The organism is Ruegeria sp. HKCCD4884, assembly GCF_013110855.1.
Lineage (GTDB): Bacteria > Pseudomonadota > Alphaproteobacteria > Rhodobacterales > Rhodobacteraceae > Ruegeria.
The window spans coordinates 101,870-124,160 of record NZ_WVRJ01000012.1 but is presented as its reverse complement, the minus strand read 5'-3'; the positions used below and the strand labels follow the sequence as shown (position 1 = coordinate 124,160).

At 57.2% G+C, this 22,291-nt stretch carries 21 protein-coding genes; 11 read left to right on the top strand and 10 right to left on the bottom strand.

The window, feature by feature from the left end:
• The first annotated feature begins 8 nt into the window (after nucleotides 1-8).
• Nucleotides 9-1,211, top strand: a complete 1,203-nt coding sequence (locus GS636_RS17230; protein ID WP_171671020.1) for an aromatic ring-hydroxylating dioxygenase subunit alpha — start codon at nucleotides 9-11, stop codon at nucleotides 1,209-1,211.
• A 61-nt stretch (nucleotides 1,212-1,272) separates the two neighbouring features.
• Here GS636_RS17230 and GS636_RS17225 read toward each other — a convergent pair whose 3' ends face one another.
• Entirely contained in the window at nucleotides 1,273-1,911 is a 639-nt protein-coding gene (locus GS636_RS17225) for a cupin domain-containing protein (RefSeq protein ID WP_171671017.1), read from the bottom strand.
• An 878-nt stretch (nucleotides 1,912-2,789) separates the two neighbouring features.
• On the opposite strand from GS636_RS17225, the gene urtA reads away from it, so the two are divergent.
• The 6 genes from urtA (at nucleotide 2,790) to GS636_RS17195 (ending at nucleotide 9,708) form a co-directional block, all read left to right on the top strand.
• Entirely contained in the window at nucleotides 2,790-4,064 is a 1,275-nt protein-coding gene (urtA, locus tag GS636_RS17220) for an urea ABC transporter substrate-binding protein (protein WP_171671015.1), read from the top strand.
• Nucleotides 4,065-4,131: 67 nt separating this feature from the next.
• Complete coding sequence (gene urtB, locus GS636_RS17215) at nucleotides 4,132-6,087, top strand: urea ABC transporter permease subunit UrtB (RefSeq protein WP_171671012.1); 1,956 nt, start codon at nucleotides 4,132-4,134, stop codon at nucleotides 6,085-6,087.
• Between the two features lie 10 nt (nucleotides 6,088-6,097).
• On the top strand, nucleotides 6,098-7,351 hold the full coding sequence (gene urtC, locus GS636_RS17210; RefSeq protein WP_216602942.1) for an urea ABC transporter permease subunit UrtC: 1,254 nt from the start codon (nucleotides 6,098-6,100) through the stop codon (nucleotides 7,349-7,351).
• The gene (urtD, locus tag GS636_RS17205) at nucleotides 7,348-8,088 is read left to right on the top strand and encodes an urea ABC transporter ATP-binding protein UrtD (protein WP_171671010.1); all 741 of its coding nucleotides are present in this window, start codon (nucleotides 7,348-7,350) and stop codon (nucleotides 8,086-8,088) included. The genes urtC and urtD overlap by 4 nt, the downstream gene beginning before the upstream one ends.
• Complete coding sequence (gene urtE, locus GS636_RS17200) at nucleotides 8,078-8,785, top strand: urea ABC transporter ATP-binding subunit UrtE (protein ID WP_171671007.1); 708 nt, start codon at nucleotides 8,078-8,080, stop codon at nucleotides 8,783-8,785. Before urtD ends, urtE begins: the two co-directional genes overlap by 11 nt.
• Nucleotides 8,786-9,036: 251 nt before the next feature.
• On the top strand, nucleotides 9,037-9,708 hold the full coding sequence (locus GS636_RS17195) for an SDR family oxidoreductase (RefSeq protein ID WP_171671099.1): 672 nt from the start codon (nucleotides 9,037-9,039) through the stop codon (nucleotides 9,706-9,708).
• Nucleotides 9,709-9,973: 265 nt separating this feature from the next.
• Here the strand turns inward: GS636_RS17195 and GS636_RS17190 are convergent, their stop codons facing one another.
• Together GS636_RS17190 and GS636_RS17185 are read right to left on the bottom strand one after the other, a co-directional pair.
• Nucleotides 9,974-10,714, bottom strand: coding sequence for an SDR family oxidoreductase (locus GS636_RS17190; RefSeq protein WP_171671004.1), 741 nt, complete (start codon nucleotides 10,712-10,714; stop codon nucleotides 9,974-9,976).
• Nucleotides 10,715-10,751: 37 nt separating this feature from the next.
• Nucleotides 10,752-11,747: a zinc-binding dehydrogenase gene (locus tag GS636_RS17185; RefSeq protein ID WP_171671001.1), complete on the bottom strand. Its 996-nt coding sequence runs from the start codon at nucleotides 11,745-11,747 to the stop codon at nucleotides 10,752-10,754.
• 91 nt (nucleotides 11,748-11,838) lie between these two features.
• On the opposite strand from GS636_RS17185, the gene GS636_RS17180 reads away from it, so the two are divergent.
• Complete coding sequence (locus GS636_RS17180; RefSeq protein WP_171670998.1) at nucleotides 11,839-12,675, top strand: LysR family transcriptional regulator; 837 nt, start codon at nucleotides 11,839-11,841, stop codon at nucleotides 12,673-12,675.
• A gap of 3 nt (nucleotides 12,676-12,678) precedes the next feature.
• Here the strand turns inward: GS636_RS17180 and GS636_RS17175 are convergent, their stop codons facing one another.
• The 3 genes from GS636_RS17175 to GS636_RS17165 all read right to left on the bottom strand — a co-directional run bounded on the left by GS636_RS17175 (nucleotide 12,679) and on the right by GS636_RS17165 (nucleotide 15,007).
• On the bottom strand, nucleotides 12,679-13,374 hold the full coding sequence (locus GS636_RS17175; RefSeq protein ID WP_171670996.1) for an SDR family oxidoreductase: 696 nt from the start codon (nucleotides 13,372-13,374) through the stop codon (nucleotides 12,679-12,681).
• A gap of 110 nt (nucleotides 13,375-13,484) precedes the next feature.
• Nucleotides 13,485-13,994 carry a nuclear transport factor 2 family protein gene (locus GS636_RS17170; RefSeq protein ID WP_171670993.1) on the bottom strand — a complete coding sequence of 170 codons (510 nt, stop codon included), beginning with the start codon at nucleotides 13,992-13,994 and terminating at the stop codon, nucleotides 13,485-13,487.
• Nucleotides 13,995-14,053: 59 nt separating this feature from the next.
• Entirely contained in the window at nucleotides 14,054-15,007 is a 954-nt protein-coding gene (locus tag GS636_RS17165) for an alpha/beta hydrolase (protein WP_171095474.1), read from the bottom strand.
• Between GS636_RS17165 and GS636_RS17160 the strand changes: the two genes are divergently transcribed.
• The 3 genes from GS636_RS17160 (at nucleotide 15,006) to GS636_RS17150 (ending at nucleotide 16,999) form a co-directional block, all read left to right on the top strand.
• Nucleotides 15,006-15,221: a hypothetical protein gene (locus tag GS636_RS17160; RefSeq protein ID WP_171670991.1), complete on the top strand. Its 216-nt coding sequence runs from the start codon at nucleotides 15,006-15,008 to the stop codon at nucleotides 15,219-15,221. The genes GS636_RS17165 and GS636_RS17160 overlap by 2 nt on opposite strands.
• A gap of 146 nt (nucleotides 15,222-15,367) precedes the next feature.
• Complete coding sequence (locus GS636_RS17155) at nucleotides 15,368-16,291, top strand: sugar kinase (protein ID WP_171670988.1); 924 nt, start codon at nucleotides 15,368-15,370, stop codon at nucleotides 16,289-16,291.
• Between the two features lie 3 nt (nucleotides 16,292-16,294).
• Nucleotides 16,295-16,999, top strand: coding sequence for an SDR family NAD(P)-dependent oxidoreductase (locus GS636_RS17150; protein ID WP_171670986.1), 705 nt, complete (start codon nucleotides 16,295-16,297; stop codon nucleotides 16,997-16,999).
• Nucleotides 17,000-17,152: 153 nt separating this feature from the next.
• On the opposite strand, the gene GS636_RS17145 is transcribed toward GS636_RS17150, so the two are convergent.
• From GS636_RS17145 to GS636_RS17130, 4 genes are read right to left on the bottom strand one after another with little or no spacing between them, the layout of a single operon-like run.
• Nucleotides 17,153-18,097 (bottom strand): ABC transporter substrate-binding protein, encoded by a 945-nt coding sequence (locus GS636_RS17145; protein ID WP_171095467.1) that lies wholly within the window; start codon nucleotides 18,095-18,097, stop codon nucleotides 17,153-17,155.
• A 47-nt stretch (nucleotides 18,098-18,144) separates the two neighbouring features.
• Nucleotides 18,145-19,152 carry an ABC transporter permease gene (locus GS636_RS17140; protein WP_171095465.1) on the bottom strand — a complete coding sequence of 336 codons (1,008 nt, stop codon included), beginning with the start codon at nucleotides 19,150-19,152 and terminating at the stop codon, nucleotides 18,145-18,147.
• Nucleotides 19,149-20,675, bottom strand: coding sequence for a sugar ABC transporter ATP-binding protein (locus GS636_RS17135; protein ID WP_171670983.1), 1,527 nt, complete (start codon nucleotides 20,673-20,675; stop codon nucleotides 19,149-19,151). The genes GS636_RS17140 and GS636_RS17135 overlap by 4 nt, the downstream gene beginning before the upstream one ends.
• Nucleotides 20,676-20,716: 41 nt before the next feature.
• Nucleotides 20,717-22,270 carry a UxaA family hydrolase gene (locus tag GS636_RS17130; RefSeq protein ID WP_171670981.1) on the bottom strand — a complete coding sequence of 518 codons (1,554 nt, stop codon included), beginning with the start codon at nucleotides 22,268-22,270 and terminating at the stop codon, nucleotides 20,717-20,719.
• Between the last annotated feature and the right edge of the window lie 21 nt (nucleotides 22,271-22,291).

Here is a 22,291-nt window from a genome sequence, read left to right as displayed (position 1 = left end):
GGGCCACAATGGACGGTGCAGTCGTAAGAGAATCCAACCAGGATCGCATGCGGCGCATTCTGGGCGAAGACGGGTACGCGCAGCTGTTTCGCAACATTGACGAAGCCGCAGGCCTGCCAAACGCGGCATACTGGTCGCCCGAATGGTTCGAGATGGAGCAGGAACTGATCTTTCGCCGCTCCTGGGTGTTCGGCGGCGCGCGCGCGGAAATCCCCGAACCCGGCGACATGAAGCCCATCGACATCGCTGGCACGCCGATCGTTCTGGTCCATGGCCGCGACGGCGTGATCCGGGGGTTCCAGAACGTCTGCCGCCATCGCGGCATGCAACTGGTCACCAAACCCTGCAAAAAGGCCACGCTGACCTGCCCCTATCACCGATGGGCCTATGGGCTGGACGGCAAGCTACGGTCCCGGCCGCATTTCGACGGGCCCAATTCCAGCGGCACGTTCAAAGAGGGCGGCGGCGACAAGCTGGACCTGATCCCGGTCCGGGTCGAAGAGTTTTTTGGCTGTCTCTTCGTCAATGTCTCGGGCGACGCAGATCCGCTGGTTGTGTGGATGGCCCCGGTTCTGGATCAGCTCAAAGGCTATGATCTGTCCGCCATCCGCTGGGCCGGGAAACGCGACTTCACGGTCGAGGCCAACTGGAAACTGGTCTACGAGAATTACATGGAGGGCTACCACGTTTTTGCCCTGCATCCCCGCCTGATCGACTTTGCGCCAATGGAGGTGCGCTGGTCGGGCGAGTGGCGCGGTTCGACCTTCGTCAACGGCTACCGGTTTCCAAAACTGGAAGAAGGCCGCGGCCAGGGCCTGCCCCACTATCCCGGCCTGTCCGAGGAAGACCGCATGCAGGGACAGTGGTTCCTGACCATGCCGCATTTCGCGGTCGAGGTGTACCCCGATCAGTTCACCGTGTTGGTGGCCTACCCCGAAGCGCCGGACAGATGCCGCGAGGAACTGCACGTTTTCGTCATCGGGGATGAGGCCGCAACCGGCGACACATACCGCAAAGAACGCGAAGACCTGATCCAGATGTGGGACGATCTGAACGTCGAGGACATATCGGTCCTCAAAGGGCTTCAAAATGGCCGCCGCTGCTATGGATATGATGGCGGCCGTCTGTCACCGCATTGGGAAGGACCAACACTGGCCTATTCCCGCAAAATCATCGAACTCATGGCGGATAGCGAAGACCTGACAACCTGAGCCCGGACACCCCCAGTAAACAACAACCCTAAGCCAGCTCTCCGGCTTCGGGATTTTTTCGTCAGCGCGCGGTCATGATAACGGGCGTGTTGGTGTGAATGATCTGCAACTCAACGGACCCGTTGTTGATGTAGCGATGGGGCTTGTCTCCGGCAAAACCAAAACTGTCGCCTTCCTCAAGCACAAACACATGCCCATCGACCTCCAGCGTGAGTTGCCCGGCCAGCACATAGCCGACCTCCTCCCCCTCATGGTTCAACGGGTTGTCACCGGAATGCCCCCCCGGCGAAAATTGCATCAAAGACATCGCCAACTGACCGTCAATCGACGGCGACAGCAAATAGTCCGTTTCCCCCAAATAATCCGTGCCAGAGAGACGGGAATAGTCAATACGCCGCCGAAACCCCTTGCGCACAACATATCTGTTTTCAATCGGATCATCATTCGGCGAAGGCGGAAACAGCCAGCCAATCTCAATACCCAATGCCGAACTGATCCGCTGTAACGCATCCAAAGATGGCTGCTTCTGACCCCTCTCAACAAGGCTCAGAAACCCAACCGACAGAGACGCCGCCTCAGCACACTCGGCCAGCGTCATACCCATCGCGCGGCGCACCCCACGGATTTCGTGGCCAACACCAGCATTGGCGTTCGTCGCCTCGTTCTGAGGGGTCAGCTTTGACTTCGCCGCGCGCTCCATAATTCAGCTCCCAGACCCTTCGAAAACTCCCACAATCGACGATTACACCACGAACGGGACAATGACTATCCGTGCCATCAATCTGCAATTTGATATCTCTCGGAACGATAGGCCATACCTAAGTCGGCCTCAATCTCATTATGCCGTAAAGCCTTGTGGCGAGCGGAACTAACCGACTGTTTCATTTGAGTATCAGTGTATGTTTTGCCGTTGATCCCCCTGCTCGTGAACTCGGGCGCAAACCGGACAAAACTCGGAATGCGACTGGTGTAAGGCGCGTTTCTTGCGGGCACCGCTCACCCACAGTTGCAACTATCGGGCGGTCAAGCCGAATGGTCGTCGCAAGGCCAAACTCCAGTAGGGTAATCGGCAAGGGTTTTTAGTACGCCCGTCGGTCAGCGGATTGCAGACAGGCGTCGCCGATGTCCAGCGTAACGACAGCATCTTTTGTCCCAGCCTCCCGGATCTCGCCAAGGGCTCGGCGGAAGTGCATCGGCTTTAACCGCAAATTCGGCGAGGAAGTCGCGGAACGTCGAGCTGCCAAGAAGCATCAGGATCACTGCAAGCTTTTGATCCTGGGAGGCGCATGACAAACCGCTTCGCTGCAATGCCGCATTTTTGAGCGGATCATGCTGCACCGCCGCAAGTTTAAGCAATACTCTGAATCAATCAAAGAAGTCGGGCGATGAGTCTCTGAACGCGACCGAGAGCTGTCATAGCAATGTGGAGTGCCGCAAGACGGTTCGAAAAATGTGCGAAGGTGCCCGGCCTAGGAACCTTAAGACGCCCTCGCACACCGCAATTATGCGTGGGGGGGTATATGGGACGTTTCGGCGTCCCGAACAACCCTGCTGCGCATCGCATAGAAGGAAATGCTGATGCACACCAAACTTATTTCCACTACCGCCGCAGTCCTGTTGGCCAGTTCTCTGCCTGCACTGGCTGATTGCCCAATTAAGGTTGGCGTACTTCATTCGTTGTCCGGCACCATGGCCATTTCAGAAACCACCCTGAAAGACACGATGGAAATGCTTGTCGAACAACAAAACGAAGCCGGTGGTCTTCTGGGGTGTGAGCTTGAGGCTGTCGTCGTAGATCCGGCCTCTGACTGGCCGCTATTTGCCGAGAAGGCGCGTGAATTGCTGACCGTGCACGAAGTTGACGTGATCTTTGGCAACTGGACGTCGGTTTCCCGTAAGTCCGTCCTGCCCGTGATCGAAGAACTTAACGGTCTGCTGTTCTATCCGGTTCAGTACGAGGGTGAAGAAAGTTCGAAAAACGTGTTCTACACGGGTGCGGCGCCCAACCAGCAAGCAATCCCTGCCACCGACTACTTCCTGGACGAGCTGGAAGTCGAGAAATTTGCCCTGCTGGGGACCGATTATGTGTACCCGCGGACCACGAACAACATCCTTGAAAGCTATCTAAAGCAGAAGGGCATCGCGGAAGAGGATATCTTCGTCAACTACACGCCCTTTGGTCATTCGGACTGGTCCAAGATCGTGGCCGACGTGGTTGCCCTTGGCGCGGACGGCAAGAAAGTTGGCGTGATTTCGACGATCAACGGCGACGCGAATGTTGGTTTTTATAAGGAGCTCGCTGCCGCGGGCATCTCGGCTGACGATATTCCGGTTGTGGCCTTCTCGGTCGGTGAGGAAGAACTGGCCGGTCTAGATACCAGCAACCTGGTTGGTCATCTGGCGGCATGGAACTATTTCCAATCGGCTGAAAGCGATGCAAACGAAGTGTGGGTCGAAGCATGGAAAGCCCGCATGGGTGACGAGCGTGTGACCAACGACCCGATGGAGGCCCACTACATCGGCTTCAACATGTGGGTGAACGCGGCAACGGAAGCCGAAACCACGGATGTTGATGCTGTCCGGACAGCCATGTACGGTCAGGAATTCCCGAACCTGACAGGCGGTACAGCGGTGATGCTGCCGAACCATCATCTGGCCAAACCGGTTCTGATCGGTGAAATCCAGGAAGACGGTCAGTTCGATATCATCAGCCAGACCGAAGAAGTTCCGGGCGACGCCTGGACCGACTATCTGCCAGAATCCGCTGTACTCGCATCGGATTGGAAAGAGCTGGGTTGCGGTATGTACAACACCGAAACCGAGAGTTGCGTGCAGATCAAGTCCAACTACTAAGGTCTTAACCTGAACTCCTCGGGGCGCGCGACTTGTGCCCCGAGATCCAATACAAAGGTCTTCCTAAATGACGCTTCCGTTCAGGCGGGCAGTGCTTGCCCTGCTGGTGCTATTGGCCCCTACGCTACTGCAAGCGCAATCCGCAGACGCCCCTGTGCAACAGGTTTTGCAGTCCCATGCGGACGTGATCCAGAAATCATCTCGAAAGACGATTGGCCCTGCAATTGAAGCGTTGGCGCAGAGTGGACTGCCAGAAGCACAAATCGTCTTGGAACGTTGGCAAGCCAAGGACATGTGGTTCAACAAAGAAACCGGTCTTTTTGTCTTTGCCTCAAAAGCTGAGGGCGGATTGCAAATCTTCGACGTATCTGACGGGGCCGCGATCGGGATTGTTGAGAAAAAAGAATACAAGCAGCTCAAGCCTAATTCTGGCATTCGAGGATTGATCGCCTCTGCCCTGGTGCAGTTTCAGCTGAACGACCCCGATCCCAAAGCCCGCGACGCCGCATTGACAGCAATTGAGCGAGACGCCGAAGCGTCACACCTGTCCGCCCTGCGGGCCTCCATCGAAGCGGAGCAAGACGCCGATCTCAAGGCGCGCAAAGACCGGTTGGAACGTTTGTTGACGATCCGGTTTGATCAGGATGAGGCCGCAAGGCTTTCTGCCATCGATAGCTTCGCCGGTGACCTTGGTGTTGACGTTCGAGCGACGCTCAATCCGTTGCTTTCATCCGAAATCAAGGTCGCAGCTGAAATCCCGGATGGCGCTGTTGGCATAGAAGTAGGAACAGATGAACTAACGCAAGAGCAGGCCTATAGCCTACTTGTCGCGAATGGGTTGGCACCGGAAAAGGTTGATGCTGGAGCCATAAGGCAAACTCTGATCGACAACATAAACGGCGACACTGTTGCAGGTGTACAAGTCGCGAGCCTTGACGAGGACGCAGCACGTGAATCCGCGTATCAGGTGTTGGCGCAGCAAGGTCTGGCGACCCCGCTGGTGACGCAGGACGACATTGCCGAAGCCGTTCAAAAACATAAATTTTTCAGAGTTTTCGTCTCGGCCCCGTTGCCGATCGCACTTGCTGCACAGGCGGCTTTGGACAATATCGAAACACAAGTTGCTTTGAACCAGACTGCCGATGTGGTGTTGGACGCGCTGTCTCTGGCCTCGATCTATTTCCTTGCGGCGATCGGCCTTGCAATCACATTCGGGGTGATGGGCGTAATCAACATGGCGCATGGTGAGTTCATCATGATGGGTGCATACACCGGCTATGTGGTGCAGCTGTTCATTCCTGACCTTACGCTTTCGATCCTTGTGGCAATTCCCTGCGCATTTCTGGTGACCTTCGGGGCCGGTGTCCTGTTGGAGCGACTGGTCATTCGGTGGCTGTATCACCGACCGCTAGAGACGTTGCTGGCAACCTTTGGTGTTTCCATTGCCTTGCAACAACTGGCCAAGAACATCTTTGGAACACAGGCACGACCCTTGACTGCTCCGGCGTGGTTGGACGGGTCGATGGTGCTGAACGACATAGTCTCGATCAGCTACATCCGCATTGCGATCTTCGTTCTAGCACTGCTGTTTCTGGCACTGTTCCTCATCGTCATGAAGCGAACCCGGCTGGGGCTTGAGGTGCGGGCAGTGACTCAGAACCCCCGCATGGCATCTTCAATGGGGATCAACCCGGACCGGATCAACATGCTGACGTTCGGCTTAGGTTCGGGCATCGCGGGCATCGCGGGCGTGGCCATCGGGCTTTACGCCAAAGTCACGTCCGAGATGGGTTCTGACTACATCGTGCAAAGCTTTATGACGGTGGTCGTTGGTGGCGTTGGCAACATCTGGGGAACATTGTTGGGCGCGACGATGGTCGGAACGCTGCAAAAAGGGATCGAGTGGTTCAATCCGTCCAACACTCTGGCGGCGCAGACTTACATGATCCTGTTCATCATCCTGTTCATTCAATTCCGACCGCGCGGCATCATCGCGCTCAAAGGTCGGGCTGCGGAAGCATGATATGGTTGACATGACTTCTACAGCCGAGCCGATACGCAAGCCGCTGGTGCTGCGCCATCCCTCTGTCGCCCTCTTTCTGATCATCCTGTCTCTGTTTACGGCGATCGTCACCGTCCTGGGCGAAGGCTTTGGCATCGGACTGATATCCACCAGCTTTATCAAGACGCTGGGCAAAACACTGTGCCTGTGTCTTGCTGCGCTGGCGATGGATCTGGTGTGGGGATACACGGGTATCCTGTCGCTGGGGCACATGGCCTTCTTTGGTATTGGGGGCTACGCCATAGGCATGTGGCTGATGTATGCCCGTACCGAGATTATCGTGGTCGACAGCCTCTCAGCCTCTGCTTTGCCGCCAACGGCGCAAGAGATCTCGGACGGCATCGCCACTCAGATTTTCGGCGTGGTGGGCGCATCCGAGTTCCCTCCGATCTGGGCCTTCGCACATTCCCTGCCGCTACAACTGTCTGCCGTCGTTCTGGTGCCCGGGCTGCTGGCCCTTGTGTTTGGTTGGCTGGCTTTCCGTAGCCGCGTGACCGGGGTTTACCTATCGATCCTAACGCAGGCGATGACGCTCGCGCTGTCCCTGTACCTGTTCCAAAACGACAGCGGGTTACGTGGGAACAACGGTTTGTCGGGCTTACAAAACCTTCCGGGCTTGGACTCGGTTCCGCAATCAACGGTTTCGATCCTGTTCTTCTGGGCATCCGCCTTGGCGCTTGGTTTGGGCTACGTTGTTTGCGCGTGGATAGTGTCCGGCAAGTTTGGATCGGTCATTCGGGCCATCCGCGATGATGAAAGCCGCGTTCGGTTCCTTGGCTATTCGGTCGAAGCCTACAAGCTATTCATCTTCACCCTGACTGCCGTGATCTGCGGTATCGCGGGCGCTTTGTATTACCCGCAGGCCGGCATCATAAACCCAGCTGAGATTGCGCCGATAGCATCAATCTATCTAGCCGTCTGGGTTGCGATTGGCGGCCGTGGAAAACTTTATGGAGCGGTGATTGGTGCAGCCTTTGTCTCGTTGCTGTCGACATGGTTCACCGGTGGGCAAGCCCCCGACATCTCGCTGGGGTTCTACACGATCCAATGGGTCGACTGGTGGACCATCCTGCTTGGGCTCTCGTTTGTTGCGGTCACGCTGTTCGCACCCCGCGGCATAGGGGGGCTGATCGACAAGTTTACAGAACATCGCGCGCCTGATCGCCATGGTGCCGACTTGGGGCCAGACCTTGGATCGCTGCGCGAGAAGGAGGCGAATGAATGAGCACGCTTCTGGAAGTCTCTGGCGTTTCCGTGTCCTTCGACGGTTTCAAGGCCATCAACAACCTGACGTTCCAAATCGGCCCGGCCGAAATGCGCGCGGTCATCGGCCCGAACGGGGCAGGGAAAACGACGTTCATGGACATCATCACAGGCAAGACCAAGCCTGACGATGGTCATGTACTATGGGGTGAAAAGTCGGTCTCACTATTGTCGATGAGCGAAAGTCAAATCGCTCAGGCCGGAGTAGGGCGAAAGTTCCAGCGCCCGACCGTGTTCGAAGATCAAAGCGTTCGCGAAAACCTGATGCTCGCCCTAAAAAACAAACGCGGGCCGCTGGCTGTATTGCGGTTCCGAGCGCGTCAGGAAGATCATGAGAAAGTCGCAACGCTGGCTGAGGAAATCGGACTGCAGAGCGCCTTGGATCGCAAGGCCGGTGAACTTAGCCATGGGCAAAAACAATGGCTCGAGATCGGGATGTTACTGGCCCAAGACCCGCAATTGCTGCTGGTGGACGAGCCTGCGGCTGGGATGACCCCGGCAGAGCGCGAACATACGACCGACATCCTTGTTGAGGCGGCCAAAACCCGAGCCGTGGTCGTTGTGGAGCACGATATGGAGTTCGTCCGCCGCCTTAACTGCAAAGTAACCGTGCTGCACGAGGGGTCAGTTCTGGCCGAAGGTTCGTTGGACCACGTCACAAAGAATGAAAAGGTAATCGAGGTTTATCTTGGCCGTTGACCTTCTGGAAATCTCCAATTTGACACTGCACTACGGCGGCAGTCAGATACTGAACAGCGTCGACATAACCGCACGTAAGGGTCAGGTGACCTGCGTGATGGGTACAAACGGCGTTGGTAAAACAAGCCTATTAAAGGCGATATCCGGTACGCATCCACGCAGCGGTGGAGACTATTTGCTGAACGGCGAACAGATCGGCAATGCGACGTCCTTTGAGCTTGCCAGAAAAGGCGTGGCCTACGTACCGCAAGGGCGCGAGATCTTTCCGTTTTTGACTGTTCAGGAAAATCTCGAAACCGGCTTTGCCTGCCTGCCCCGCAGTGATCACACGATCCCAGACTATATATTCGAGCTTTTTCCGATCCTGAAAGAGTTTCTTTCCCGGCGCGGGGGCGACTTGTCCGGTGGTCAACAGCAACAGCTTGCAATTGCACGCGCGTTGATCACACAGCCAAAAGTCTTGCTGTTGGACGAACCGACCGAAGGTATTCAACCGAACATCATCAAACAGATCGGGGAAGTCATCGGCCTGCTACGCGATCAGGGCGAAATGGCCATTATCTTGGTCGAACAGTTTTTTGAGTTTGCTTATTCATTAGGGGATGAATTCTTGGTTCTTGAGCGAGGTACCCCTTTTTTACGTGGTGCCAAAAGCCAAATTGGCAAAGAACAACTAAGGTCGGCGGTATCCGTTTAGCGGGATTGTAAAGGCTTCTTTTTGCCAAGACAGAAGAGAAGTGCCGCAAGTTTTGGGTCTGAATTGGCGCACACACAGATTTTGACGCTTGTCGTCCGCGGAGTGTTTCCCGACAGGGTTCAGCATGGTTTTCTTGAAAGGCTTTCACCTTCCCAAGGATTCTTTTTACGCTGATTTTTTCCATCTGCGGCACGGCGTGCGAGTTAACCCCGTCACATTGTATCGGTGGGCAGTGAAATGGGGCAGCCGGGATCGGGGCAGAAATCGCACGCCACTATGCGGCAGCAGGCGCCAACGTGGCGATCTGGGATTTGTCGGAACCCGACGACGCCCCTGAAGGCGTGATCTCATGCAAAGTGGATATCAGTAACCCAGACCAAATCGCCGCAGCCGTTGCAAAGACCAGAAGTGCCTTCGGCGGCGTTGATTTTTTGTCGCACAATGCAGGTTTCGCCGGTCCGACCCTGAGCGTCGTGGAAAGCGATCCGAAAATCTGGGCGCGCGTCGTCGAGGTTAATCTGACCGGAACCTTTCACTTGGCTCATGCCATTGTTCCCCTCATGCAAGAGGCAGGCTTTGGCCGGATCATCAACATGGCATCGCTTGCGGGCAAGGAAGGCACCCCCAACGCCTCGGCCTATTCGGCGTCCAAGGCCGGCGTCATCGGGTTTACCAAGTCACTGGCCAAGGAACTGGCCCAGACTAATATCCGCGTGAATTGCATCGCACCTGCTGCCATCAAAACGGCGATTCTGGATCAGATGACGCCAGAGTTTGTGCAGATCATGATCGACAAATCACCAATGAAACGCCTGGGCTGGGTTGAAGAGGCTGCGCGCATGGTGATGTGGCTAAGCTCGGAAGATTGCACGTTCAACACTGGTGCCGTTTTTGATCTTTCAGGCGGAAGAGCGACCTACTGATCGCGTACATCCCCAATTTCACGCCCGGCCTTATGGAAGTGGCCGCACATGTATTGGCAGCGCAGCACGGCCCATAGTTTTTGCAAGCCCGCGCGCGCAACTGAAAGTCTTAAATCCGTTTTTGGCACCATCGGATTTGACGGTGTTGTTTCGGGCTCTGGCACCTTGGCCAGTGAAATGGCGATCCGGGCGAGCAAGTCCCAGGAACCTGCTCGACCCGTTTCCAATATCCCCAGCCATACAATTTGCCGCCGTTTTGACCGGATCAGCTGCGCACCAAGTGCCCACCATCCACGTCCAGAACGGTGCCGGTCAGAAAGTTATTTGTCATGGACAGGACAACAGCTTGTGCGACTTCTTCCGCGGTTCCGACGCGGCCGACGGGCAAGCTGCCGCCGACTTGCGCGTACATTGCCTCTCGTGCCTCTTCCGGCATCGCAGCATAGGCTTCCGTGTCAACCATACCGGGACTGATGCAATTCACACGGGCACGGCCCGACAGTTCCAGCGCCAGCCCTTTGGCTAAGGCTTCAACCGCCGCGTTCACCGCAGCCAGACCTGTTGTCCCGGCAGACGGGCGGCGGCTGAGCACACCGGAAAAGAATGTGATGGAGGCACCTTTGGTCAAAGCAGGCAGGACCTCACGCACGGCCACATATGGGCCGATAAACTTAGCCTCTAACATACCACGCAATGCGTCAGTGGGCAGCTCTTCATAGGCCCCATGCGCAGCGCTTGAGGCCGAGATCACCAAGTGGTCCACGGCCCCGAGACTGGCGGCCCAGGATTTCACGCCTACCTCATCCGTAGTGTCTACGGGCGCGATTTGCACAACACCCCCGACCTCTGCCGCCGCCGCCTCAAGTTTGGCCAGACTGCGACTGGCAAGTGTGACTTTTGCCCCAAGGGCGACTGCCATCTTGGCCGTAGCCTTACCCATACCGCTACTGCCGCCGATGATGACGACGTGTTTGCCTGCAAGGGCGGTTTCAAAAACCGTACTCATTGTGTTGGTTCCTTGTCTTTAGGGTTACCTGTTCGGGTCAGTTGATGCTCAGCACAAGCTTGCCGGTCGTCTCGCCTGCTTCCAGACGGCGATGGGCCTCAGCAGCTTCGCCAATCGGCAACATGGTGATCTGAGGACGCAGAACGCCGGTTTCCAGCAGGTTGAACACGGTCGCCATATCAGCGCTGAAGGCATCGGGGCGGTTCAGGAAATACGTGTAGATATCGCTCACCCGCACTGAAACGGATTTCTGGAAATGCTTTGTCAGATCATCCGCAAAGCCACCTGCGGGCGGTCCCGCAAGGAACCCAAACAATACGGCCGTACCTAGCGGTGCCAGCGCGTCGAGGTCCGATTTCAGTGTTTCGCCCGAGATTGGATTCAACGTCAGATCAACACCACGTCCTTCAGTGATCTCCAAAACTCGCGCAGCGACGTCTTCTTGGCGGTAATCAATGACGTGATCAGCGCCCTGCTCATATGCGTAGCCAAGCTTGTCGGTGCTGGCAGAGGCAATCACGGTCATACCCAGATGTTTGGCGATTTGCAGAGCCATCGTACCAACACCGCCCGCCGCCGCGTGAACCAGCACGGATTTTCCTGCCACTGCACCACCGAGATTGACCAGCATATGATAGGCGGTCATCGCGTTAACCGGGGCCGCGGCAGCGGTTTCAAAGGTGACATCGTCAGATAGCCTGGTCACGTAAGGTGCCCCAATCACGGAATGCGTGCCATAACCGCCCGCACCGATCGGCCCCATCCAAGCCACACGTTCGCCTATGGCAAAGCCTTCGACCCCTTCGCCCAGCGCTTCAACAACTCCGGCGCCTTCGACGCCTGGTACGTGCGGCAGGGCAGGCACCATACCTTCTGGCATCTCTCCCCGTCGGATGATCGTGTCGATAAAGTTAACGGCTCCGGCATGGTTACGGATCAAGACGTCGCCGGGGGCTGGCTGAGGAACGGCGCGGTTGGATTTGCGCAGAACATTGGGCCCACCGGTTCGCGTGATTTCGATTGCATAGGACATAACGTGTCTCCTTCTGTTGTGCAGAAAGTAGAGACCGTCAGTTGTAATGATAATCGTTGATTTCAGGAGTTATTATCTCAAAAATAGAATTATGATCTACAACGACCTTGCCCTGTTCACTCTTGTCGCTGACCATCTCAGCTTTTCCAAAGCTGCGGACCAACTTGGTATCCCTCTGAGCCGGGTCAGCCGAAGAGTTGCCGAATTGGAAAACCATCTCGGCACCAAACTGTTTGAGCGCACGACCCGCCAAGTGCGTCTGACAGAAGAAGGCCGCCGCCTTCTGGATCGCTGCCAGGAGCCATTCGAAGCACTGCAAGAGGTTGCGGGATTTGCTGACGAAACCAGACGCCAGACCATACGCATTACGGCCCCGCCCCTGGCCGCCCGTGCAACGATTGGCCCGCGTTTGCTGGAGTTTGCACAGCAAAACCCACATGTGCAGCTGGAAATGACACCCACGAACGTCATGTTGGATTTTTTCAGCGACAATATCGATTTGGCCTTTCGGGTCGGTCCACTGACGGATTCCAGCCTTGTCGCAAAACGCCTTTGGTCGGTTCCTTACTGTTTTTGCGCCGGGTTGGGATTTATTGAGGAGAACGGATTGAAGGGCGCGATTTCTCGGCAGGTTTTTCAAAGCTTACCTGCCCTGACCGCTGGTCAGCCGTGGGTTTTGGAAAACGGCGACAAACTGCAACCCAGCAACGTCGCCCACAGTTTAATCGACCTTGACGTCATCGCACTCGCCGCGCGTCGCAATCTGGGCGTTGCAATGCTGCCTCTGGACATGATGGGGGGAGATTTGCACGAGCTTGAGGTTCAGGATGCGCGACCTTTGACACGAGAAATGTTCGCCGTTTATCCCAGCCGCCGCCTGCTGCCCGCGCGGGTCAGAGCATTGATTGATTTCATGGCACCGGGATAGCGCCTACCATTCGATTGGCGCCCCATCGCGAAAGAAACCGCCTGTCGGGCCGTTGTTCGGCAGAGTTGCCGCCCAAACAACACCCCTCGCCCCCTCAGACACCGGGCGGCCACCCCCGCCCATGTCCGTGGCAACCCAACCGGGGCAAACGGCGTTGACAAGAATACCTTCGTGTTTCAGCTCGGCTGCGGTTTTGATGGTCAGCGCATTCAATGCCGCCTTGGATACACCATAACCAGCCGTACCACCGGACATGTCGCTCAGCGCGCCTGAACCGGAAGACACATTGACGATCCGGGCACTCTCGCCACGTCGCAAAAGAGGAGTCGCTGCGATTATGGTATCCCAAGCACCAAAAAGATTGGTGTCAAAGGCACGCCGCACGCGATGCAGGTCGGCGCAATGCGCCTGCTGATCCGTGTCGTAATCCACACCTGCGTTATTGACCAAAATATCGAGACGCCCGTAGCTGGGTTCAATCTTCAGAATAAAGGCGGCGGCGACAGAGTCCGGGTTCGATACGTCCAACTGCAAGGCTTCCACCCCGTACCCGATCTCATCTGCGGCCCGATGTCCTTTATCCAGGTTTCGAGAACCGAGCAGAACTTTTACCCCATGATCTCTGGCCAATTGTCTGGCGACTTCTTTTCCGATGCCTCGGTTGGCGCCGGTTACAAGTGCGATGCGTTGGTTGGTCATGCAGATCCCTATGACTTTGTGTCAGCCGGCATATCTAAAATAGATCGTGGCAATGCAGCCAGCACCGGTCCACTCCTAAAAGTGGAACGGTGTGGCAGTCCTTCAATCTATCAATTTCCTTGATTTGCACGCTCGGCAGCAATGGCGACAAGGCCGCGATCTCCGGTTTCCCAAAGCGCCGTCATGGTCAGAGAGGTTACAACCCAGCGGTCCCCGGATTTTTCCAGCGCATAATCATAGCGTCCGCCCAGAACCCACAAGCCATCCTCAATGCGGTGGGTTGCGGTGAAATCAGCCTGCGCCGTGGCTTCGGTTTCGGCAAGTGACGTGATGGCATGGTTGGTGACCATGTGGTGGGTGCTTTCAAACCCAGGCAGGAATGCAGACCAACCTGCGACAAGGTCGTCGGCGGGTTGGGTGACTGGGTCACCGCCCCAAAGGCTGGTGTAATCGGTCGTCACCGTATCGGCAAAGGCACTGCGCACGCGTGCCCAGTCGTGACGGTCAGCGCCCGCTGCGATATCGGTGATCGTGGTTGAGATGGTGGCTTGCTGATCGGCGAAGGCTGCGCTTGCGATCATGGTGGCAGCTGCAAGTGTGGCTGTAAGGTTTTTGGGCATCGGTCTACTCCGGGGTAAAGGGCAGGCGCCGAAGTCAACTTCGACGCCTGATAAGGTGTTCAGCTGTCCAGATCAGCGCGGAAGTGATCGGCCACGGTATCCGCCGCACGGGTCACATCCTCGGGGTTGTCATAGAAGTCGAACTGCGTGACGTCTTCCAGCCACTGAGCCGTCGCATTGCCCGCAAATCCTGCAAGGAAAGTCTGTACGCCCTGCGGGATGGCCGCGCTTTCCGAGTGCACAATGGCCAGCGGTTTGTCCAAACGCTGCGGATTGTCGGCAGGGTGATAGGTCAGCCAACCTTCCCAGCCTGCATTGTTCCACTTGTCGTCATATTCGGGGATGCCACCACGGTCGGCCTCATAGTAATACCCACCAATCGGCATCAGAACACCTTCGGCACCTTCCGGCCCGGCCGCAGGAATGATCTGCCCACCCGCGGCTTCGGCAGCGTGGGAGACTTCGATCAACCCGGCAACGCCTTCTTTGCCCCCATAGACGGCTTCAACAATCTCTTCATTCTGAAGCCAGGGTGCGACAAGGCCGACGCGCTGAACCAAAGGATTTCCGGAAACGGCATCGACCATGTAACCAGCCGAAGCACAGATCCCAAGCCCGTTGATGTGATCGGCATCCACTTCGGGCAGGGTCGCAACATATGCAAACGCTGCCTTGATGTCCGAGGTTTTGGCCTCGGGGCTTTCAACGTAGCGCACATTGTTGGGCAGGTCGCCCGACTTGCCCCAGCCACGGAAATCGAAGGTGAAGGCGGCGAACCCGCGCGACGCCATTTCCTGGGCGTAGTTGGCAGGCATCTGTTCCTGCACCGATGTCCAGGCCCCGGTGACAACAACCGTGGGCAAAGGCGCGTCACCGCGTTCTTCCGGCAAATACAGCGTGCCGGTCAGGATAGCCCCTTCGTTTTCAAAGGTTACAGTGCGGGTTTCGACCTGCGCAATCGCGGCAGTCGAAGCCATCAGCGCAGCGGCGGTGTTAAGGGCGAGGGTTTTCATGGCGGTATCTCCCAAAATCTGTCTGGTTGGGCTCAAGCCCGATGACATGAAAGATACGAAGGCGGCGGATGCGATACTTGCACCGGTCTGCCTGGTTTTTGAAAGATTCTGCTTCAGCAGTTTCGCCCATCACCCCGAAGCGAACTGGCCTGATACCTTGGCATGGGGACTGGATGTCGAAATGTATGTGGTCTGGAGACACCTGCACATGTAGGGCGATGGCGAAATGAATTTTCGAGACCCTGTAATCGCGAATTTCCGCACCGGGAAGAGTCCGGGTATTGGCGAAAGTCGTTCGACCGAATAATCCTCCCTAACGCCTTGGTCGGCCCGGCCTGACTGACCCTTTTTGAGAACGAGATGACCATGACCCCTGATATTCTATGTCTTGGCGAACCGATGCTGGAGTTCAACCAGCAGCCCGACGGGAATTACCTGCCCGGACATGGCGGCGACACGTCGAACTGTGCCATCGCTGCAGCCCGCCAAGGCGCGTCCGTGGGCTTTGTGACACATATCGGAGCCGATACGTTCGGCAATTCATTCATGGATCTGTGGAAGGCGGAAGGCATCGGCACTTCAACCGTACGCCAAGTGACAGACGCCCATACCGGCGTCTACTTTGTGACCCACGGCGCGAATGGGCACGAATTCAGTTATTTCCGGGCTGGTTCCGCCAGTAGCCGGGTGAGAGCAGAAGACCTGCCCGTCAAGGCCTTACAGTCGGCAAAAATCCTGCATGTTTCGGGCATCAGCCAGGCGATTTCGGACGTTGCCGCCGATGCCGTGTTCGCCGCCATCAAGATAGTGAAAGAAGTCGGCGGTCTGGTCTCGTACGACACCAACCTGCGCCTGAAACTTTGGCCGATCGAGCGCGCCCGCGCCGTGACCCATGCGGCGATGGCGCAATGCGATATTGCGCTTCCGGGTTTGGATGATGCAGAACATCTCACCGGGCTGTCTGATCCGGATGCCATTGCAGATTTCTACCTGAACCTTGGCGCAAATATCGTCGCCTTGACCCTTGGGGCAGAGGGCACATTGGTAGCCACCCCGAATAAACGCGAGCGCGTCAAAGGCCGCCGGGTCGAAGCTGTGGATGCCACCGCTGCTGGCGATACGTTTGACGGGGCATTCCTGTCGCGTATTGTTGCCGGAGACGACCCATTCACCTCGGCCCGCTACGCGAACGCCGCTGCTGCCCTGTCGACCCAAGGATATGGCGCGGTTGCTCCGATGCCGTACAAGGACGCGGTCGAGGCGTTTTTGGCCGAAGGGGACTGACCCATGAAACACGCTGTTGTCATTGGTGGAACGCGCGGGATAGGCGCCGGGATCGCTGACACGTTGCGACAAAAGGGGTGGCGTATCACAGCTACGGGCGTTGGTGCAGACGAAGTGAGCCGCCACGCGAAGCTGAATCCAAATGACACCTGCACGCAGCTTGATGTACGCGACACCATTGCCGTGAACACCTTCTTTACCAATATGCAACGCTTGGACGGATTGGTGAACTGCGCCGGAATACTAGCGCGAGACGCAGAATATGATCTCGAAACCTTCGAGAAGGTGATCGACATTAACCTTACCGGCACCATGCGCTGCTGCTTGGCTGCGCGTCCTTTGTTGGCTGCGTCGGGTGGGTCAATCGTGAACACCGCATCGATGCTCAGCTATTTCGGCGGGCCCCTTGTTCCGGCCTATTCAGCGTCCAAAGGCGGTGTGGCGCAATTAACCAAAGCGCTTGCCGGAAAATGGGCCGCTGACAGCATCCGCGTCAACGCCGTAGCACCGGGATGGATCGAAACGGAAATGACCGAAGCCCTACGTGCCGATCCGGCCCGCAACCAGCCGATCCTGGGCCGTACACCGCTGGACCGTTGGGGTAAACCTGCTGAGGTCGGAGCCTTGGCAGCGTGGTTGCTGTCGGATGAAGCCGCTTTCGTAACCGGTGCCGTATATCCCGTAGACGGCGGCTATTCTGCGATGTGATGATCTGTGCCGCTGAGTCATCCCAGCGTTAGACCATGCTGAAGATCGAAGTGATCTTTCAATTGCCCTTTTATAGTTCGTTCGCAAACGGTATTTTAGAGCCTCGCTCCGGCCCACCTAAACAGGCAGGCCGGACAAAGTGAGTGGTTCTGCTTAGTCGTACAAAACGGCCGAGATCTTCGGGTCGTCAATGTTTGAGGCGTCGTAGTAGTAGAAGCCTGTGTCGATCAGCGCCGGAACCTCTTCTCCGTTCAGGGCCGCAACCGCTGCCTTCACCGTTTCATATCCGATGCCCACCGGGTTTTGCGTGATGGCACCCGCCATCAGGCCGCTCTTGATTGCGTCTTTCTGGGCTTTGCCGCTGTCATAGCCGATGATCACCAGACCTTCGGTCCCCAATTCCTGAACGCCGTTTACCACACCGATGGCCGAGCCTTCGTTGGTGCCAAAGATCCCATTCAGATCAGGGTTTGCCGTCAGAATTGCTTTGGTGACTTCGGTCGACTTCAGGTGGTCGCCCTGGCCGTATTGAACCGTCACAACTTCGATATCCGGGTACTTCTCGGCCATGCGATTGACGAAGCCGTCGCGACGATCGATGCCGGTGCGGCTGGTCTGGTCATGGGCGACAACCGCCACCTTACCCTTGCCACCGATTTTTTCGGCCATCTTGTCTGCGGCCAGCCCGGCTGCCGCCAGGTTATCCGTCGTCGCGGTAGAAAGCGGAATGTCGCTGTCTACACCGCTGTCGAAAGCGATGACCGGAATTCCCTTATCGTTGGCCTGTTTCAAAAGCGGGATCGCGGCCTGACTGTCCAGAGCGGCAAAACCAATAGCCTTGGGGTTATTCGCCAAAGCTGCGGCCAGCATGTCGATCTGGCGGTCCACCATGGTCTCGTTATCCGGGCCTTCGAAGGTGATTGTGACGTCAAACTCATCTGCCGCCTGTTCCGCGCCCGACTTCACCGCTTGCCAGAACTGATGCTGGAAACCTTTGGACACCAGTGGGATGTAGATTTCTTCGGCTGCCGCCATTGAGGCGGGTCCTGCCAGGGTAGCCGCGCTCAGCGCACCCAGAATGAAACGACGTGATAACATGTTTTCTCCTCCAGTTGGTCGTTTTAGCCTTTGATTGAGTTGTTTGGTCACCCCGACTTCTTGCGTCGCGCCATGTCGGCGTAGACGGCCAGGATGATGATCGCGCCGGTCACGACGGTCTGCCATTCCTGCGCGACGGACAGCACGCGCAACCCGTTGGTCAGCACCGCCATAATCAAAGCGCCAATCAGCGTACCCAGGATGGTCCCGCGCCCGCCGGACAAAGACGTACCGCCGATGACCACGGCTGCAATCGCCTCCAGCTCGTAGCCCAGCCCAAGTGCCGGCTGCGCTGAATTCAGACGCGAGGCGATCAGGATACCGGCGATGCCGCAGATCGCTCCGGCCAGGGCGTAAATGCGCATCTTCCACATGTCGGTGTTCACGCCGGACAGGCGCACCGCTTCTTCGTTAGAGCCCAGCGCAAAGGTGTAGCGACCCAGAACCGTGCGACCCAGAATGTAAGACGCTGCAATGGCCACCAGAAACAGGATCAGCACACCGTTGGGAATGGGCAGCGATGGAAAGACCTCTCCGATCAGTGACCCGCGCGAAATCTGGTCAAAGCCCGGCGTGTCGTTGAAGTAGATTGGTCGCGTCCCCGAAATCACCAGTGACAGACCTTTGAGGATCAGCATCATCCCCAACGTGGCGATGAAGGGCGGGATCTTCATCTTGGCGACGAAAGTACCGGAACACAGCCCACAAAATGCGCCTGCTGCAATTGCTGCAATAACACCCAACAGCAGCGGCATCCCGAGATAGGTCAAAACCACGCCAGCGATGACTGCGCAGAACGTCATCAGCGTTCCGACCGACAGGTCAATTCCTCCGGTAATGATGACCAACGTTGCCGCGACGGCCAGAACCCCGTTGACCGACGTCGCCTGCAGAATGGCGATCATGTTCGAGGTCTGCATGAAGTTGGGTGATGCAATGGAAAAGCCGATCAGCAGAACGATCAAACTGGCGAAAGCCAACAGCTTTTGATAGGCGCCGCTGTCCGCAAGCCCCGCCAGTGGCTTTTTCTTTTCGATATCGGTTGCTGTGGTCATTGAACTGTCCCTGTTACCTGCATCGCCGCGGTACGTTGCGTGGCCAGATGCATGATGTCTTCTTGAGTGGTGTCTTTTCCGCCGGGCAGTATCCCGGTCAGCCGCCCCTCGCACATCACGGCGATGCGATGGCTGAGGCGCATGATCTCGGGCAGTTCGGATGAGATCACGATGATCGTCTTGCCCTGCCCCGCCAGTTCTTCCAGCAGCTTGTAGATTTCGGATTTCGCGCCAACGTCGATGCCGCGGGTCGGCTCGTCAAAGATCAGTATGTCGCAGTCGCGCAGCAGCCATTTGGCGATGACAACCTTCTGTTGGTTCCCGCCTGACAGCAGTCGAACTTCCTGCACATCCGACGGCGTTCGAATGCCCAATTGCTGGATGTAGCTTTTGGCGGTGTCGCTGATTTCACCATCGTGCAGAACCCCGCCTGCGCCCGTGAACAAGTCCATCGAGGCAAGCGCTATGTTGTCGCGCACGTTCATGCCAGTGGCGAGGCCGAAATGCTTTCGATCCTCGGACAGGTATCCGATCCCGACTTTGACAGCGTCAGTTGGTGACTTAATCGACACCACCTGACCATGTACCCGAATTTCGCCGCTATCCTTGGGATCGGCCCCGAAGATAGCCCGTGCAACCTCTGTACGACCAGCTCCCATCAGCCCGGCGAAACCCAGAATTTCGCCCTTTTGGACCGAGAAGCTGACGTTCTGAATTTCGTTGCTCCGGCTCAGCCCGACGACCTGTAAAGACATCTCGGCGTCTCCCAGATCAGGGACCTCCAGCGGTTCTTCCTTGACCTCGCGCCCCACCATCATGGCGATGATCTGGCTGATCGGGGTTTCAGCGGCCCCAACCGTTCCGACATATTCCCCATCGCGCATGACCGTTACGCGATCCGAGATCTGCTTGAGCTCGTCCATCTTGTGGCTGATGTAGACTACGCCCACGCCCTCGGCCTTGAGGCGGCGAATGATCACAAACAGCTCGGCGATCTCGGCGTCATTCAGGGCAGCCGTGGGTTCGTCCATGATCAGCACCTTGGACCGAAACGATAGTGCCTTGGCGATCTCGACCATCTGCTGTTTCGCGATGGTCAGACTGCCCACCAAAGCCTTTGGATCAAGGCTGAGGTTCATCGAAGCAAAGATTTCGGCGGTCTGCGCATTCAGCGCAGCCTCGTCCAAACGACCAAAGCTTTTGCGCGGTTCGCGCCCGATAAAGATGTTCTGAGCGACGGTCAAATCGTTCATCAAGCTCAGTTCCTGATGGATGATCCCGATGCCCAGATCCTGCGCTTCGCGCGGGGTTGTCGGGCTGACGTCGCGCCCTTCGATCTTCAGCGTCCCGCCATCGCGCTGATAAATACCCGACAAGATCTTCATCAGCGTACTCTTACCGGCACCGTTCTCACCCATCAGCGCGTGAACTTCGCCCGGTTCAAGATCGAACTGCACGGATTTCAGCGCGTGCACGCCGGGGAAGAACTTATCAATCCCCGTCATTTCGACCAATTTTTGCATTTGCCCTCCCATGTGCCCCTCTCCCTTGGGCCCAGCGCGCACTACATCACCGCGCCGATTTGCCAGGGGACGAATTCAACGCCCCCAAAGCCAAGTTCCTCGCTTTTGGTTTTCTGACCCGAGGCGACGCGGATGAGCATTTCGAACAGCTCTTCGCCCTTGGCCTCGATGCTGATCCCGTCGGTCACAACGTCACCGCAGTTCAGGTCCATGTCCTCGGCCATGCGCGCGTACATTTCGGAATTGGTGGCCAGCTTGATACAGGGCGTTGGTTGGTACCCTGAAACCGAGCCGCGCCCAGTGGTGAACACGATCAGGTTCGCGCCCGAGGCGACTTGGCCGGTAACAGAACATGGATCAAAACCGGGGCTGTCCATGAAAACGAACCCGTGTTTGTCCACCCTCTCACCAAACTTATAGACGTCGCGCAGAGGGGCTGTGCCCCCTTTGGCGACCGCCCCCAGCGATTTCTCCAATATGGTCGTGAGGCCACCGCGCTTGTTGCCAGGGCTTGGATTGTTGTCCATCTCACCACCGTTGCGGGCGGTGTAATCCTCCCACCAGTGGATGCGGTCGATCAGCTTTTCACCGACCTCCACGGTCTCAGCACGGCGCGTCAGCAAGTGCTCTGCCCCGTAGATTTCCGAGGTTTCAGACAAGATCGTTGTACCGCCGTGGCGCACCAGCAGATCCGAGGCGTATCCCAAAGCCGGGTTTGCCGTGATCCCTGAATACCCGTCCGATCCCCCACACTGCATACCCACCGTGATGGCACTGATCGGCGCAGGCGCGCGTTCGGCCTGATCAGCCAACTCGGCGATGCCGCGCAGCTCCTCCAGCCCCCGTTCGATGGTTCGCCGGGTTCCGCCCTCGTTCTGAATTGTCATGTAACGCAGGGCGCCGTCAGCACGGATTGGTCGCCCACCGACAAGGTCGGCCACTTGCATGACCTCACACCCCAGACCAATCAGCAGAATGCCTGCGAAATTCGGATGCTGCGCATACCCGGCCAGCGTCCGGAACAGGGTGGCATAGCCTTCATCGCTGGCGGACATACCGCAGCCGGTTCCGTGCACAATTGGGACCACACCGTCGACATTGGGAAAGCTGTCCAACAGTCCGGATTTTTCCGCCGCCTCGGCAATGAAACGCGCCACAGACCCCGAGCAATTCACGGTGGTCAGAATCCCGATGTAATTGCGAGTGCCCACTTTGCCGTCGGACCTGTGGTAACCGTCGAACGTCCGCTCTTCGGTCAAGGCAGGCAGCGGAGCGTTGGCGCTTGCGTGCGCATAGTCCTGCTGATGCGCCCCCATGCCGAGGTTGTGCACATGGATATGCTCACCCGGCGCGATATCGCACTTGGCCTGACCGATGATCTGACCGTAACGAATGATATTTTCCCCGGCTTGAATTGAGACCACGGCGATCTTGTGACCGCGAGAGACTGATACGGTAAGCGGCACGGGAACCAATACGGGCTGCTCGCCTGCGTTCAGATCGCGCAATGCAATGACAACATTGTCTCGCGGGTTGAGCTTCACGACATCGCGCGTCGCCCCTTCCAAAACACTTATGCCGCTATGTGCTTGCATCTTTTCCCCGCTTGCTTGGCC